The organism is Armatimonadota bacterium, assembly GCA_028871815.1.
Lineage (GTDB): Bacteria > Armatimonadota > Chthonomonadetes > Chthonomonadales > Chthonomonadaceae > REEB205.
In genome coordinates this window covers 108,608-124,181 of record JAGWMJ010000009.1, presented here as the reverse complement: position 1 = coordinate 124,181, position 15,574 = coordinate 108,608, and the positions used below count along the sequence as shown (strand labels likewise).

Annotated in this window: 13 protein-coding genes; 6 read left to right on the top strand and 7 right to left on the bottom strand. The window is 61.4% G+C overall.

Annotated elements, in window-relative coordinates; translation table 11 throughout:
* Positions 1-32: 32 nt before the first annotated feature.
* The 7 genes from KGJ62_11785 to KGJ62_11755 all read right to left on the bottom strand — a co-directional run bounded on the left by KGJ62_11785 (position 33) and on the right by KGJ62_11755 (position 7,933).
* Positions 33-1,376 (bottom strand): extracellular solute-binding protein, encoded by a 1,344-nt coding sequence (locus KGJ62_11785; protein MDE2127260.1) that lies wholly within the window; start codon positions 1,374-1,376, stop codon positions 33-35.
* Positions 1,377-1,488: 112 nt separating this feature from the next.
* The gene (gene aroF / locus KGJ62_11780) at positions 1,489-2,517 is read right to left on the bottom strand and encodes a 3-deoxy-7-phosphoheptulonate synthase (GenBank protein MDE2127259.1); all 1,029 of its coding nucleotides are present in this window, start codon (positions 2,515-2,517) and stop codon (positions 1,489-1,491) included.
* Between the two features lie 114 nt (positions 2,518-2,631).
* Positions 2,632-3,462, bottom strand: a complete 831-nt coding sequence (locus KGJ62_11775; GenBank protein ID MDE2127258.1) for a menaquinone biosynthesis protein — start codon at positions 3,460-3,462, stop codon at positions 2,632-2,634.
* A 4-nt stretch (positions 3,463-3,466) separates the two neighbouring features.
* Positions 3,467-4,330: a putative 4-hydroxybenzoate polyprenyltransferase gene (gene ubiA, locus KGJ62_11770; protein ID MDE2127257.1), complete on the bottom strand. Its 864-nt coding sequence runs from the start codon at positions 4,328-4,330 to the stop codon at positions 3,467-3,469.
* Positions 4,331-4,350: 20 nt separating this feature from the next.
* Positions 4,351-4,971, bottom strand: coding sequence for a UbiX family flavin prenyltransferase (locus KGJ62_11765; GenBank protein MDE2127256.1), 621 nt, complete (start codon positions 4,969-4,971; stop codon positions 4,351-4,353).
* Positions 4,972-6,411: a proline--tRNA ligase gene (gene proS / locus KGJ62_11760; protein ID MDE2127255.1), complete on the bottom strand. Its 1,440-nt coding sequence runs from the start codon at positions 6,409-6,411 to the stop codon at positions 4,972-4,974.
* 64 nt (positions 6,412-6,475) lie between these two features.
* A complete protein-coding gene (locus tag KGJ62_11755) occupies positions 6,476-7,933 on the bottom strand; it encodes a menaquinone biosynthesis decarboxylase (protein MDE2127254.1) in 1,458 nt (485 codons plus the stop codon).
* A gap of 166 nt (positions 7,934-8,099) precedes the next feature.
* Between KGJ62_11755 and KGJ62_11750 the strand changes: the two genes are divergently transcribed.
* The 6 genes from KGJ62_11750 to KGJ62_11725 all read left to right on the top strand — a co-directional run bounded on the left by KGJ62_11750 (position 8,100) and on the right by KGJ62_11725 (position 15,378).
* A complete protein-coding gene (locus KGJ62_11750; GenBank protein ID MDE2127253.1) occupies positions 8,100-9,029 on the top strand; it encodes an ABC transporter permease in 930 nt (309 codons plus the stop codon).
* The gene (locus KGJ62_11745; protein ID MDE2127252.1) at positions 9,026-9,997 is read left to right on the top strand and encodes an ABC transporter ATP-binding protein; all 972 of its coding nucleotides are present in this window, start codon (positions 9,026-9,028) and stop codon (positions 9,995-9,997) included. The genes KGJ62_11750 and KGJ62_11745 overlap by 4 nt, the downstream gene beginning before the upstream one ends.
* Positions 9,936-10,283, top strand: a complete 348-nt coding sequence (locus KGJ62_11740) for an ATP-dependent Clp protease adaptor ClpS (protein MDE2127251.1) — start codon at positions 9,936-9,938, stop codon at positions 10,281-10,283. Before KGJ62_11745 ends, KGJ62_11740 begins: the two co-directional genes overlap by 62 nt.
* 27 nt (positions 10,284-10,310) lie before the next feature.
* Positions 10,311-12,998 (top strand): HD domain-containing protein, encoded by a 2,688-nt coding sequence (locus KGJ62_11735; GenBank protein MDE2127250.1) that lies wholly within the window; start codon positions 10,311-10,313, stop codon positions 12,996-12,998.
* A gap of 94 nt (positions 12,999-13,092) precedes the next feature.
* Entirely contained in the window at positions 13,093-13,575 is a 483-nt protein-coding gene (locus KGJ62_11730; protein MDE2127249.1) for a hypothetical protein, read from the top strand.
* 255 nt (positions 13,576-13,830) lie between these two features.
* Positions 13,831-15,378 (top strand): hypothetical protein, encoded by a 1,548-nt coding sequence (locus KGJ62_11725; GenBank protein ID MDE2127248.1) that lies wholly within the window; start codon positions 13,831-13,833, stop codon positions 15,376-15,378.
* Positions 15,379-15,574 lie beyond the last annotated feature (196 nt).

The following is a 15,574-nucleotide window of genomic DNA, read 5'->3' as shown; positions in this document are numbered from 1 at the left end:
CACGCGGATCCGCACAGGGATGCGCCGGGCGGCTATTTCAACAGACCCGCGCTCTTTAGTATCTGCGTGTGTTCCTGAGCCACTGCATCCAGCGATTGCTGCGGCGTTTCGAGTCCGGATGCCACTGCGTTCCAGTGCTTCTGGCAGCTATCCAACAGAGCAGCGTACGCAGGATTGTTGTAGAAGTCGCGGAAGTACTTCTGACTTTCGGAGAAGACCTTGTTATACGGCGCGTAGGTATCGAAAGCCGGTGAGTTCAGCACCTTCAGCGTTGCCGTCAGGCCGCCCAGCTGCGCCCATTTCTGCTGCTGCTCCGGTTTTTCGAACCACTCCAGGAACTTCTCGGCCTCCGGGATTTGATTGGAGTACGAGGAGATTGAGAGGCCCTGGCCGCCAAGCTGAATGTAGTGGCCGCCCGGCCCTGCCGGGGAGATAAAGTAGCCGGTTTTGCTCAGGTAGTTCTTGTTTTTGCCGTTCGGATCGGTAAAGCCCGGCATGAATGAAAACCAGTCTTCGACCATAGCAGTCTGGCCACTGGCAAATGCCTCAAGATCTTCGTTAAAGTAGTAGGTGGATGAGCCGGGCGGAGTGAACTTCTTGAGATCCTGCGCATAGAACTTGAGTGCGTTCACGGCCGTCGGCGAATTGATAACTCCTTGCACCACCCCGTTGGCATCTTTCAGGTGGCCGCCATAGCACCAAAGCACCTGATCAAAACCCATCGTTACCGCATCGTACTCCTTGGAGTAAAAGAGTGAGCAGCCGTACAACTTCTGCTGTGGCCGAGTGAAGAACTCGGCGATATCCCGGAACTGCGCCCAGGTTGTAGGCGGCGCCAGAGGATAGTGGTATTTGGCCAGGAATGCCGCCTTCTCCGCTGGATTCTCGAAGAGGTCCTTCCGGTAGGCGAATCCAATGCCGTCACTCTCGCACGGCATGCCGTAATACTTCCCGCTGCCCGGCGGGTACTCACCGTACTTGCTTAACGCAGCCGGAGACATTCCGGCCATGTCCACATGTGTTTTTGCCCAATCGGTCAGGTCCACGTAATGGCCCTGCGTCGCTCCAAGACCCAGCCACTGGCTGTCACCCACGATCAGGTCGTATGCAGAACTGTGGGCCGACCATGCCGTGGTGATCTTGTCCTGGTATTGAGACCACGGAATCTGGTCGACCACCACCTTCACACCGGTCTGCTTGGTGTATTCGTTCGCAACAGTCTGAAGGTAGTCCGACGGCTTCCACTGTGCCCAGGCGATGTGAAGGGTAGTACCGCCGGCAGAGCTGCTACTGCCCGAACCGCCGCCGGAGTGACAGCCAGCGACAAACACGGTCGCCGTCGCGGCAACAACGCCGATTAGTCTCGATTTGCTCAACGCCAGTCTCCTCCTCCGTCGGGGCCGATGCCGCCGGCAGCCGTCCGCATTTGCGGCAAGCGAACATATTATAAACCAAAGCCCGGATTCCTCATCCCGGCGTGTGCCCGGACTAAAGGCTGCGGTCGATGGCTTGCGCCACGCGTGCAACCTGTGTCATCAGCTCCTTGAACTGCGCAGGAGCAAGCGACTGCGCTCCGTCGGACAGCGCCTCGCGCGGGCTCGGGTGGACTTCCACGATCAGACCGTCGGCGCCGGCGGCGATCGCAGCCCGTGCCATCGGCGACACCAGACGGCTGATGCCAGTGCCGTGCGACGGGTCCACGAGTACCGGCAGATGGGTCAGCTGCTTCAGAACCGGTACGGCGTTCAGATCGAGCGTGTTGCGGGTATGTGTTCGGTCCAGCGGGTGGATTCCTCGCTCGCATAGGACCACATTGGTGCAGCCGTGGTGGAGCAGATACTCGGCGGCCAGGAGGAACTCGTCGAGCGATGCGCTGGGCCCACGCTTCAGCAGCGTGGGATGCCCACGCTTACCGACGGCGACCAGCAGCGCATAGTTCTGCATGTTGCGAGCGCCGATTTGCAGCATATCGGCATGGTCCGCCACGAGGCCGACGTCTTCGGGAGACATCACCTCGGTTACGGTTGCCAGGCCGTACCTCTCGCCGGCGGCCTGAAGCAACTCCAACCCCTCCTTACCCAGACCCTGAAACGCATACGGAGAGGTGCGCGGCTTGTAGGCGCCGCCGCGCAGCATAACAGCGCCGGCAGCCTTCACTGCCTCGGCTGCGCCGAATATCTGCTCGTGCGACTCCACCGAGCATGGACCGGCAATCACAACACACCGGCTGCCCCCGATTCGCACGTCGCGAATCGCAGCTATGGTATCGGCCTGCCGAAACTCGCGCGAGGCCAGCTTGTACGGCCGACTGATCTGAATAACCGACTCAACGCCCGGCAGAGCCTGAAGGATGCCGGTGAGGGGCTCGCGCAGCTCCGGCGGAATCGCACTCGAGATACCAATCGCCACATGGACGTCGCCCGGCAGACGCAGAGCGTTCAGCTGGTGGGCTTGAATGCGCTCAATAACCTGCGATATCTCAGCCGCGCTTGCTTCGGCGGCCATCAAAATCATCATGCGTGCAAAACCACTCCTGCAAGCCCAATCCCCACGGTGTAGGCCACTCCTTTCACCGCCGCTCGTCCGACTTCCTGCGCAGGAGGATGCATCGCGGCAGCCCACTCAGCGGTGTTAGCGAGCCGTGGCAGCAACTCCCGGTACCGATGCAGCCTCGGGTGCGAACTTCAGCGGGTCGCAGCGGGCAATGAGGCCGGCACGGTGCAGGCGCTGCTGGTACTCCAGAATGGCGGCAGCGCGCTCCGGACCAAGCCCGTAGTGCATGACGTGGTCGAAATAGTCGTGCACTTGCTCAGGTGGCAAACCGAGCCGGCACGACCAGCGGTCGGCGATGGCATCCAGGTGCGTGCAGCCCCAGTCACGTGATGCCTGGAGAAGCGTTGTCAATCCGGATGTCGCTGCCTCCTCGCGCGCCAACCAGAGCGCATAGACAAACGGAAGGCCGGTCATCTGCTTCCATCCCGCGCCAAGGTCGAATACACCGACGCCGGAAAGGTTGTGAAATAGCTGGAGGTCGCCAATCAGTAACGCTGCGTCGTGTGCTGCCAGCATTCGTGGCAAGTCTGGCTCGGCACTCCGGTACGCCGGATTGCAGCCGTACATATCGCTCAACAACAGGCGGATCAATGCTGCCGAGGTCAGCGAACTGGAGTCGAGCGCAACGGTTTCCAGGTCCGGTAGGGGCCGACGGTGAAAAAGGCGTACGCTTTTCACCGGTCCATCGGCAGAGACCGATATGCCCGGTACGATCCGAAGGCCAGGCAGGCGGAGCGCCTCAAATGTGGAGACGTTCGCGACGTCCAGAAATCCCGCTCGCAGCATCAATGCCAGCTGCGAAGGTGGCGCGGTTATCAACTCGCATCCTTGTGGAGATTCGGGCCCATCGAAGTAGTCGACCAGTGGCCGGGCGTTGAGATACGGAACACAGCCGATTCGCAGAGTCACAGTGTCACCTCGGCAGCTTTACGAGGGTATCCAGCCAAACGAATACCAGCAGGCAAACGCTGACCCAACCGTTGAGAGTGAAGAAGGCCAGGTTCAATCGGCTAAAGTCGTCTGCCTTCACCAGCAGTTGCTCGTAGAACACCAATCCGGCCGTCACCACGACACCTACGGCGTAAATCAGGTGCAGGTGCGCGGCCCAGCCCAGCCATACCAAAAGCAGAACCATCATCGCGTGCATCGTGCGCGATACAGCCAGCGCTCGCGCCGGACCAAATTGCTTCGGCAGCGAGTAGACTGGAGCGTTCCGATCATGCTCTAAATCCTGAAGGGAGTAGAGAATATCGAATCCACCGATCCAGAGCATCACTGTGGCCGACAGCAGCAACGGTGTGAGCGCTACAGACCCGGTCACGGCGATCCATACGGCCGAGGGCGCGAGCCCGATCGCGGCGCCTAACCAGAAGTGGCACAACCAGGTGAACCGCTTGCTGTAGGAGTAACCGAGCAGCAGGATCCAGGCGATCGGCGATAGTTCCAGACAGAGCCAATTGAGCTGCCATGCGGCACCTTCAAACATGGCCACCGCCAGCGTGAAAAGCAGCCAGACCTGCGGAGCCGTCAGTATTCCGGCTGGCAGGTGACGGCCGGCTGTACGGGGATTACGGGCATCCAGCCGTGAATCCGCCAGGCGGTTGAACGCCATTGCACCGGTTCTAGCTGCAGCCATCGCTGTCACAATCCAGAGCAAAGCCGCGGTGATGGGGCGCTGTGGATGTGGCAGCCGCCACGCAAGGTCAAAGGCAATCAATGCAAAAGGAAGTGCGAAGACCGTATGCTCAAACTTTACCAGCTCCAGCAGCTGCCGCATACGGCGCAGTGGCGCAACGCCTAGTTGTTGGGATGTTGCCATTCTGGAGAAAGCCGGCGGGAAACGCCCAACTGCATCAGAATCCGGTCGACCACGTGATCGACCAGATCATCGACCGAGGTGGGTCGATTGTAAAAGCCCGGGGAAGCCGGAAGCACCACTGCGCCGGCTTCGGTCACCGCCGTCATATTGCGAAGCTGGACGAGATTGACCGGCGATTCCCGCGGTACCAGGATGAGTTTACGCCGCTCCTTCAGGCACACGTCGGCTGCGCGCGTAATCAGGTCGTTGCTGATGCCGTTGGCGATGCGTCCCAGTGTGCCCATCGAGCAAGGTACCACCACCATGCCGTCGTGCCGGAACGAGCCACTTGCCGGCGGTGAAAAGTAGTCTCTGCCGGCGACCGGGATCACATTGGGGCAGGGCGCGCCCAGGAGCAGTTCCATATCCGGCGTGTCAGCGTCCAGCTGAACGAGCAGTTCCTGCTGGGCTACTTGAACCGCCTGCGCGGTCATGGTAACGTACACTTCGGAGTAGAGTTCGGCTGTGACCTGAAGCAGCCGGCGCGCGTAGGCGGCGCCACTCGCGCCGGTGATTGCAACCACCAGGCGCTTGTCTGTGACACCGGCAGACTCAACCACCTAATACGACCTCGCGAAGACGGCCCGCCGTGTGGTTCTCCGTCCGGTATAGAAGCAAGCTCCTTGGCCTTGAGGCGGCTCCAGCGGCAAGAGGCGAACCGTCGCCTTCCAGCGCGTTTGGATTTCATCCTCCGCCCCGCTATCGCCGTCAAACCAGCAGGCGGCAAAACCGCTCTCGATTGCGTCGGAGAATTCGGAAAGCGTTTCGACCTCAAACGTGTGCGAGGTTCGGAAATCGAGCGCGCGCTTGTAGATGCTGGCCTGGATATCGGTCAACAGCGCCTCAATGCGCTCGGTCGCCGTCTCCAGCGGAAATGGCTGCTTGCCGTCGCGACCGGGTAGGTCACGTCGGGCGACCATGACGCTCCCGGATGCCAGGTCGCGCGGACCCAGTTCCACGCGTACCGGTACTCCCTTGACCTCCCACTCATTGTATTTGAAGCCGGGTGACAGGTTTTCGCGGTCGTCGACATGCCACCGGAAGCGATTCCCCGCATCACCTCCAAGTCGGCGCGCAGCCGCGACCGTCTGTTCGCGCTCCGCGTCACTTCGCCACAATGGGACGATCACAACCTGGATAGGCGCCACAGCCGGCGGAAGCACCAAACCCTCGTCGTCGCTGTGGGCCATGATGAGGGCGCCGATCAGCCGCGTTGATACGCCCCATGAAGTCGTCCAGCAATACTCCTCGGTATTTGCTGAAGAGAGGTATTTCATGTCAAACGAGCGCGCAAAGTTCTGCCCCAGGTTGTGGCTGGTGCCCGATTGCAGCGCCTTGCCATCCTGCATCATCGCCTCAATCGTGTAGGTCCGAACCGCGCCGGCAAACTTCTCCTTCTCGGTCTTCATGCCCTTCAATACCGGAAGCGCCATCACGTTCTCAACAGTCTCGGCGTACACGTCATTGAGGACCATCAGCGTTTCCCGCTCTGCCTCCTCCTCGGTTACATGCGCCGTATGGCCCTCCTGCCAGAGGAACTCCGAAGTGCGCAGAAACGGCCGCGTCCGCATCTCCCAGCGCATGACGTTGGCCCACTGATTGACCAGCATCGGCAGATCGCGCCACGACTTGATCCAGCGCGAAAAGGCCTCGCCGATGATCGTTTCCGAAGTGGGTCGAATCACATAGGTCTCCGGAAGCGGTTCGCCACCTCCTCGCGTGACCTCCCAGGCCTCCGGAGCGAAGCCGGCCACGTGCTCCGCCTCCTTCGTCAAATAGCTCATCGGTATGAGAAGGGGAAAATAGGCGTTCACGTGCCCCGTGGCTTTAATCCGCGCATCCAGCGCATCGCGAACAAGCTCCCAGATGGCGAAGCCGTACGGCTTGATAATCATACAGCCGCGCACACCGGAGTTTTCCGACAGGTCGGCCGCCCGCACAATGTCCAGGTACCATTGCGAGTAGTCGGCTGCTCGCGGAGTTATCGTTTCTTTGGGCATATAGAGCTATTCAGTCTCCGTTCAATTCCCGCTTGTGGCAGCCGGCAAAGCTACCTGCCGGCTCTTACAGCTTCAGTTTGGGCCAGAGCCTGTCGACGCGCGTCTTAATCTCAGGCGACATCTCGATAACATCCGGCCACTCGCGATCGAAGCCCTCGGCGGGAAGCTTCTTTGTACAATCAAAGCCTATTTTGCTTCCGAAGCCGAGCGCCCGCGAACTGTGATCGAGAACATCGATGGGACCGCGAACAATCACTGTGTCGCGCTCCGGATCGATGTTGTTGCCCAGCCGCCACAGGCACTCCTGCACGTTTTGAACGTCGACCTCGGCATCGAAGACGAAGATCATTTTTGAGAGCATCGCCTGGCCAAGCCCCCACAGGGCGTACATCACTTTGAAAGCGTGCCCGGGATATCGCTTTCGGATTGAGACGAGCACGATATTGTGGAAGATACCTTCGGGCGGCAGATTCATATCCACTACTTCGGGCAGTGTGAGTCGCAGCAGCGGCAGAAAGATGCGCTCCGTGGCTTTGCCCAACCAGGCATCTTCCATCGGCGGACGCCCCACAATCGTTGCGGGATACACGGGAGCCCGGCACATTGTAATCGCAGATACATGCAGCACGGGATAGAGGTCGGCCAGTGAGTAGTACCCCGTATGATCGCCAAACGGCCCCTCCATTCGGGTCTCCGCCGGGTCGATCTCCCCTTCGATTACAATCTCCGCGTCGGCCGGCACATCGATCTCCACCGTCTTGGCCCGAACCAGCGATACGGGCTTATGGCGCAAAAACCCGGCGAACAGCATCTCGTCGATTCCGGGCGGCAGGGGCGCGGTTGCTGCGTAGGTCAAGGCCGGGTCTCCACCGAGCGCCACGGCAACCTGGATCTTGCCGCCTTGTTCCGCGCGCCGTCGCGCGTGTTCGGCGCCGACCTTGTGCATCTGCCAGTGCATCGCCACCGTTCGGGCATCAAACACCTGGATCCGGTACATACCCACGTTGCGGCTGCCGGTCAGTGGGTCGTGCGTGAAGACCAGCGGCAAGGTGATGTACGGGCCACCATCCTGTGGCCAGCAGGTCAGGACCGGCAGCTTGGTCAGGTCGACATCCGCGCCAAGATTGACAACCTCCTGGCAGCGTCCGGGGCCGCTCGCGCGGCGTGGCGGCAGCGTCATCAACGTTTTGAGGCGAGGCCAGGCGGCTCGCGCCTTGTTAAGGACTCCCGCCGGCATCTCGGGCTTCAGCAGCGCGGCTAACTCATCCGCAATATCATCCAGGTCAGCCGCGCCCAGCGCCAGACTCATGCGGGCGCGGGAGCCGAAGCAGTTGATCGCTACCGGAATGTCGCTGCCCTTGGGATGCTCGAACAGCAGAGCGGAACCGCCGCCGGGCGACTTCATCACGCGATCGGCAATTTCGGTGATCTCCAGGTACGGATCGACCGGCTCGGTGACGCGTTTAAGCTCACCGGCCTGCTCCAGCTGCTGCAAAAACTCCTGAAAGTGCGCAAAGGCCATGTTGAGAGGGGCGGCGTCCGGGCCCAATGATGGGGATTATACCCAGCCTCGTCCGGCTAACCCACATTGAGAGGGCATATCGGCCGTGGTTTGACGTACCACAAGGATTCGACCGCGGAGAATCGCTCGTCTCAAACCGTGCCGCATGCAGCACGAGCGCTTGACAATGCCGACCAACAGTTCCAGAATGGCGGTCTGGGGCTTGCCGTTTTTGGCCATTCGGTCGCTTCGGCAGCTTGGGATGGAGCCGTCGTTGCGCAATATCGTTATCATTACCAGATTGACGGTCCGTGAGACCATGCGGAACAGGCTCTACCTGATCTCGGTGGTGATTGCATTCTTCTTTTTCTTGATATCCTTGATGCCGCTGTTCTTCGGCAAGCACGACGTTCCGATACCGACAACCGGCCGGTGGCAAAGCGTAGCCGTGCTCATGGTGGTGTTCATGGGTGTGCCGATGCTGAAGTTCTTCAGCGCTATCGAGGTGATCGGCCTTTCATGCGGCGCGGTATCGAGTGAGATCGAGCGCGGCATCCTGGTCTGTATACTTGCCAAACCGATGCCGCGCTGGCATGTGTTAGCGGGCAAATGGCTCGGCATCAACTGCGTGATGGCCCTGAACCTGTTGTTTTGGACCACGCTTCTCTGGGTTTCGCTTCTTGTGCAGACGCATCAATCCTTTCCAACACTGTTCCTCGCCGGCGCAGTCAGCATGCTCTACCCGGTCATGTTCAGCACGCTCACGCTAATGTTCTCCACGTTCTGCACAACGGCCCTTGCTGCCAGCTTCGCGCTCGTCTGCGGCGCCGCGGCATGGCCACACCTGCTAATCCGCATCATGGGAATGCAGTTTCACGTGCGTGCCCTCGTGTTGGCTGGAACCATCCTCAGGTATCTCACCCCGCTGAATCACGTGGAGGTGATGGTGGAACGCAGCCTCGGAACCCTGTCACCGCGCGCCGTCGATCCCAACTTCTTCAATCCGCCGGTTAAGATAGGCCCGCCAGCCGGAGGCATCTGGTATGTGGCAGCCTGGACAATCGCAGCCGCCATCGTCGCTCTGATCGTTTTTCAGCACCGGGATATCCACGCGTGACCGCTTCGGGCGCGAGTGCGCCGGCCATAGAGACTTTAGAGCTTGGCAAGCGCTTCCGTCGGACCTGGGCAATTCGCGACCTCAACATATCGGTGCAGCGCGGCGTTGTGTTCGGATTCCTTGGCCCGAACGGCGCAGGCAAAACCACCACTATCCTCACACTGCTCGGCAGCCTGCATCCAACATGCGGCGAAGCCCGCATGCTTGGCGAGAGTGTCGGCCATTGGGCGGCGCGGCGGCGCGTGGGCTTTCTACCGGAGAAGTTTCAGTTTCATCCGTTTCTCACCGCAACGGAGCTGCTTCGCCTCCACGGGAGCCTACAGGGCATGAGCGAGGCCGAACTCCGGCTGCGTATCGCGCCAACACTCGAGTTGGTAGGCCTGGCTGGGCGCGCCGACACGCGCGTTGGCGAGTTCTCAAAGGGAATGCAGCAGCGTGTTGGTCTGGCGCAAGCGGTTTTGCACCGGCCGGACGTCGTCATTCTGGATGAACCGGCTTCGGCGCTGGACCCCATTGGCCGCCGCGACCTCCGTGGCGTTATCCGGACGCTGAAGGAGAGTGGAACTACTGTGTTCCTCAATTCACACATTCTCTCGGAGGTCGAGCAGACTTGCGACGAGGTCGCGATACTGGATCACGGCCGTGTAGTCGCCGCCGGTTCATTGGAGACGATGCTGCGACAATCAGCGCCGTACCAGGTCTGCGTCCGAGGCGCTGTACCGGCAATTGCTGCATTTTGCGCGCCTGGCGGCGTATTCAAACAGGATGATGACCGAGCAATCGCGAACCTTGGCACCGAGGATGAAGCAGCCGACGCTGCCGCCGCGGCGGTGCATGCCGGCTTGCGCGTGCATTTCGTGGGGCGGGCGGCTTCAACGCTGGAGGATCTGTTTGTCCGATTGGTCCATGCCGAACACGACCCCGCCGCAGAAGAGTCGATGGCACGCGGCAGCAGCAAGCACCGGTGAAATCGCGGTACCGGAGATCATCAAGGACCCCAAGAGCACCAGCGATCATCAGCGCGACTGGGACCATGTGGTTGTGGTCTTCAACAACGATTACAACACATTTGACGCCGTGATTGCAATTCTGCAGAAAGCTACGGGTTGCTGTTTGGAAGAGGCCGCGATGGAGACATGGGAGATACACCACCTGGGGAAGGCCGCCGTGCACTACGCCGATCTACCGGAATGCGAGCGTGTGGCCAGGATTTTGCGCTCTATTGGCCTCGTGGTGGAGATTCGTGAGGGTTAGGCGACTCCGGTACGATCGGCTGCGAGTGTGACTGAGGGCCCCGACTCGGTTTCGGGCGACCAGAGTGGCGCCGCGGATCGCGGCGATGGTGTGGCGGACCGCCTGATTCAGACGCGTATCGCGATTCTCGACAGGTTGCGTGGCGCGGAAGGCGACGGTGCGGCGAGCGAGTCGGGTCGCCGCGTTCAGGCCGCCGCCGCATCGCGTGAGCTGACGGCCGCCGCCGATACCGCGATCAAGGAGCTCTTCGCCGCCGCCTGCGCTGAGACCGGCACCGCTCCGGACCGCTCGCCTATCGCTATTGTGGCTACCGGCGGATACGGTCGTGAGGAGCTGGCGCCATGGTCCGATATCGATCTTACGTTTATCGCTGCACGCGATGGCAACCTGGCCGTTGATGCATTAGTTCGCTCGATGTTCAGCCTGGTCATGCACAGCTTCATGGCACGGGCCGGCATCGAAGTCGGATACGCATATCGGCTGCTCAGCGACTTCGGTGATCTGCATCACCACACACTGACGGGTTATATGGACGCGCGGCTGCTCGCAGGCTCGCAGCGACTGTTTCTCAGTTTTGAAGAAGCCTGTTGGTCAACCTTCAATGTGGCTGAGTTTGCTTTTGCCAAGAAGCTGGAGCGCGCGACGGCACGCGACCGTTACGGCACAGCACCCTGGCTGGTTGAGCCGAACCTGAAGGAGGGCGCCGGCGGCTTGCGCGACCTCCAGTTCGCCGTCTGGATGGCGCAGGCTGCCGAACAAACTCATGCGGCCCGCGCCCGTGGCGAGCGTGGTGTCCATCGGCTGGCTGCCTGGCTCGATTACCACAGTGACGGCACGCGGGAGCTGACGGAAGCACGCCTCTCGGTTATGGCGATACGGAATACATTGCAGGCGCTTTCGGGCGCGGACCGCAATCAACTGGTTGCCACGCGGCACGAGGAGACGGCGACCGCACTTGGCTGGGATGTTTCGGATCCTAAGGCTATGCAAGCCTTTATGACAGAGCTTTACGGCTCAATGGAGACCATTTTCCGAGCAGCCGATGATGCATGGGAAAGGCTGCTCAACTCGCGGCTGATCCTGAGTCTCAGCCTGGATTGCGTTGGCGGAGTCATCGTTCCGGCAAGCAGTGGCGAGCCGGCCGGCGATCCTGCATGGGCGTTCTGGGCATGCGAGTTTGCTCAACGGTATGACCTCCAACTGGGACGAGCCGTCCGCGACCGGATCTGCGCCGCCACCGGCTCCGCAGGTGACGAGCCGCCGCCGGCAGCCTGCGCGGAAGTTTTCACAAGAATCCTGGCGGGCCGCACTCGCGTCTGGTTTGCAGTCCGCGCCATGTCGCAGCTCGGTCTGCTGCGCTGGATGATCCCGGAGCTTGGCCCGACGATGACGCAGGTTCCAGGAGACGGTGCGCACCAGTTCACCGTGGGCTGGCATTCGCTTCAACTCCTATGCAAGTTGGATTCGCTCAACGATCCCGCGAGTGAGGTCAAGGAGGAGCTGAAGCGGTTGTACGGTGGGCTGCCGCATCCCGAGCAGCTGCATCTTGCGGCGCTGCTCCACGATTGCGCCAAGCCGATGGGTGAATCCGGGCATGCGGAACGCGGAGCGGAGATTGTGGCCGAGGTCTGTGCCCGGCTGGGATGGGACGCCGCAGCCGCGGATGCGGTCTGCTTCCTCGTGCGTCACCACCTGCTGATGTCGGAGACGGCGCGGCTCCGCGATGTGGAGGTTGACGCCACAATCCGCGACTTTACCGGTGTGGTGGTCGACGTGGAGCGGCTGGACATGCTCTACCTGTTGACATGGGCCGACGTACACGCGGTAGGCGCTGGAATCTGGAGCGGTGTATTTGGCCAATACCTCTCCGACCTGTGGCGGCGCGCATCGGCAGTTCTAACCGATGAGGAGCCCCTGGGATGGGATGACGCAGCGATCCGCCGCGTTCGGAGCCGCCTCACGCGTGACCTGGCGCTCGAAAAGCTCCCCGAGGCCGAGGTGCGCCATCACGTTGCCGCCGTCCCATCCAGCTACCTCTTGAACCGACCATTGAACCGGATAGCGTTCGACATCGGCTGCATCCGGTCGGTCCTCGCCGGAGAACCTGTCATCGATTTTCGAGACAATTTCGATGCGGCCTGCACCGAGATAGCGATCTACGCGCTCGACGATCCGAAGCCAGGTCTCTTAGCGCGTATCGCGGCCGGCTTGTACGTTTGCGATCTGCATGTGCACAGCGCCCAGGTTGTGACCCGCCAGGACGCCGACGACAGAATCGCGATGGATACGCTCCTGGTTGATTACAAGCGCCGACCGATTCTGCCATCTAAACGCAGAGAGGTGAGCACTGCGCTGCGACGGTTGCTGTCGGGTGAGCTCTCGGCTGATGCGGTTCTCGCTACCGTTCCGGCACGGAAGTCGGCGATCGTGAAGGCGCAGCCACCTGTGGTGACCGGTTCGCACGGTGAAAGCGCCAGTGGTTTAGTCATTGTGGAGGCGGTTGGCACAGACGCCCAGTCGATGCTCTACCAAATGGCGGGCGCTGCAGCGCGATTGGGTTGGCACATCGTGAGTGCGCGTGTCTCCAGTTGGCAGGACACCGCGAATGCGGCGCTTTACCTGAATACTCCGGTGCCGGTTAAGGCCCCCGACGCCGGCGTTGAGTTCTCCCGCGAATTGTCCCGCGCGGAACATCTGGACGGCGATTCCGCGTAACCTTCGTTGACAGGGCAGGAGCTCTGCCCGTATACTGCGGCGGCACGCGCGCAGCGAGTGCGGCACTTGTAATCGCGGAAGGCTTGTCAAAGCAATGCATAGCGGAAAAATAACGATAACCACCGTTGTTCTGATGGTTGTGCTGATCGGCGCCATATATGGGGTCGGCCGTGTTGTAACGCCGGCGCCGCCGGGCCCACCGCCGCCCGCGCCGAAGGCGGTGGCCAATCTCGACCCGCATCAGGCTGAAATCGCCAGAGTCAAGCAGATGGGCCAGATGGCGCAGACTATGAGGAGCGAAAAAAAGCTGGCGCCGGGACCAAAAGCTCCCTATGTCAAGCCACCTGTAGATCCTGTGGCCGCTCAGGTGACGCCTGCGTATTGGTTGAATACGCCGATGGGCGCCGCCGGCGAGAAGACCGATGATGCCCGCATGAAGAAGGCGCAGAAAGCCTGGATGGCATACCAGAAGCGGATCCACCCGGACCAGACGGCGCATCCGTCTGTGCTGTCGCCGGTCGCAACGTCGCCCGGAAGTCCGCCGCCCATTAATCCAAATCCGGCAGCCATCCACTAACGGCACGGTACAGACCAGCCTCCCGTCAGCTCCCCATAAGCCCTCCGGCAGAATTATCTGCCATTTATTTGCGCCGGCTCGTCTATGCAGGAGGAGCCGCCGCATGCGGTGGTGAATAGTACGTCGCTCGTTCGCTGAATGCAGTGAACAGACCCGTTCGCGGCCGGTCGCAGACCACTGTGACAACGCTGCCGCAAACGGGCCGGCCGAACGCCGTGGAGCGCCGCCACGGGAAATGGAGCAACTGAGCAGATCATGAAACAGTCGGCTTGCGTGTTCGCTATAGTCGCCGGGGCAGGGCTTGTGCCCGCTGCCGGCGCCTCGCCCCTGTCACCGGTGTTGGGTCCGGTGCGAATCAACGGGCTGCAGCTCAACATCGTCGCGCCGGGGAACGTAACCGGCGACACCACGGTTCCGCTTTCCGTTTCATTCAATGGCGCCAACCTCCAGAAGGTGGAGTTGTTGTTGGATGGCGTTTTGATCAAGGATCAAGCGGTCCAGACGCACGATGGCCACGGTATTATCAGGTTTGAACTCGATCCCACCGTCCTCTCACCTGGAGAGCACCAGCTCCAGATAAAGGCATGGGATGTTCGCGGCGGCACTGCCCAGGCCACGGCCAGGATGATGGTGGGCGGGGCATCGATCGGTGACGCTATCGCCCGCGTGACGTCCCCATTTCAGAATTCGGTGGTTCAGGGCGTTGTTCCGATCCAGGTTCGTGTAGATGCCGGGATTCAGAACCCCTATGTAAGTTTCCTGGTCGACAATCAGTGGCAGGCGTTGGGCAATTACGCGCCTTTCACCTACAACTGGGATTCAACGACCGTACCGAACGGCCCGCACCTCTTGTCGGTGCAGGTGTTCGACGGCGCTTCGGCCGCCGCAATCAGCACCCTCTCTTTCCGGGTGCGCGTCAACAATCCCGGCGGATTCACATCGCGCCTAACAACAATGCCCGACCTATCCCGCCGAACCGCTGCTGGCGGCGCAGCAGCTGCTCCGGTGGTTCACGGCATCGCAGCGGCGCTGGCACCGGTTGCTGCACCAGCAAAGCTCGCGCCTATCGCAGCGGTTGAGAACCTGGCTCATCTCACCGGCGCGGGCAGGTATGGTAACTCCATGCGGCCGGCCGCGCCGTTCGCCAACGTACCAGCGCCAGCTGTTAGCGCACCGGCGCCGCATGGCGCAGCACCCGCGCCGCACGCCTCATCGGCATTCGGCGGCATACTCTCCAACAGCAACGCCTTCGTGGATATGGTGCCTTCCGTCGCACCGGCACCAATTCACCTCGCGCGGCTTTCAGCGCGCCCGCAGCCAGGCGGCAACATCGCTGCCAGGCCGTCTCTGGGCTCCGACCACGCGGCCTCGCCTACACATACGGCGCCGGCGTTGGCGCTGGTACCGGCCGGCGCAGGAGTGCATGGGCTCGACTTTCTCGCGCCAAACGGACCGTACGGGCTCGACTTCAACGGTACTGAACTGAACTTCGACGTACTGCCCCGCGTGGTACATGGCGTGCCACTGGCGCCGTTCCGCCAGATCTTCGAGTACACAGGTGGCAGCCTGCAGTGGCTCAGCCGCTCCAAGCAGGTCGTGGCGAAGAACAGCGTCACCAGCATCCAGTTCAAGATCGGAGCGCGCGGCGCTCGCGTCAACGATCGGGCACTGACCCTGGAGCAGGCGCCCTTCATCGATTCGGGCCGTGCGATCGTTCCCGTCTCTTTTGTGCGTGAGGCGCTGAACGTCACCGTCAGCTATGACCCGGTTACCGGGCACCTGCTACTCGAAAACAGGAAATAGCGCGCGGACCGGAACCGCTCTCGGAATACATCCGGCCCCGCGCATAGGCGAGGCCGGATGTTTTCGCGTCAGTGGGTCCGACGCTCTGCTCGCCGGAAGTCTTGCACCGGGAGAAAACTATGAGATCAACGGCAAAACCTCGCCGAACCACTGCGCATCGCACCGCACCGTCGAGGAGTCGCAATGGCGCACGCTC

Excerpts from the sequence above, each read along its gene's own strand:
- aroF (MDE2127259.1), bottom strand. The coding sequence starts at position 2,517 with ATGATGATTTTGATGGCCGCCGAAGCAAGCGCGGCTGAGATATCGCAG.
- ubiA (MDE2127257.1), bottom strand. The coding sequence starts at position 4,330 with ATGCGGCAGCTGCTGGAGCTGGTAAAGTTTGAGCATACGGTCTTCGCA.
- proS (MDE2127255.1), bottom strand. The coding sequence starts at position 6,411 with ATGCCCAAAGAAACGATAACTCCGCGAGCAGCCGACTACTCGCAATGG.
- KGJ62_11755 (MDE2127254.1), bottom strand. The coding sequence starts at position 7,933 with ATGGCCTTTGCGCACTTTCAGGAGTTTTTGCAGCAGCTGGAGCAGGCC.
- KGJ62_11750 (MDE2127253.1), top strand. The coding sequence starts at position 8,100 with ATGCCGACCAACAGTTCCAGAATGGCGGTCTGGGGCTTGCCGTTTTTG.
- KGJ62_11740 (MDE2127251.1), top strand. The coding sequence starts at position 9,936 with ATGCCGAACACGACCCCGCCGCAGAAGAGTCGATGGCACGCGGCAGCA.
- KGJ62_11730 (MDE2127249.1), top strand. The coding sequence starts at position 13,093 with ATGCATAGCGGAAAAATAACGATAACCACCGTTGTTCTGATGGTTGTG.
- KGJ62_11725 (MDE2127248.1), top strand. The coding sequence starts at position 13,831 with ATGAAACAGTCGGCTTGCGTGTTCGCTATAGTCGCCGGGGCAGGGCTT.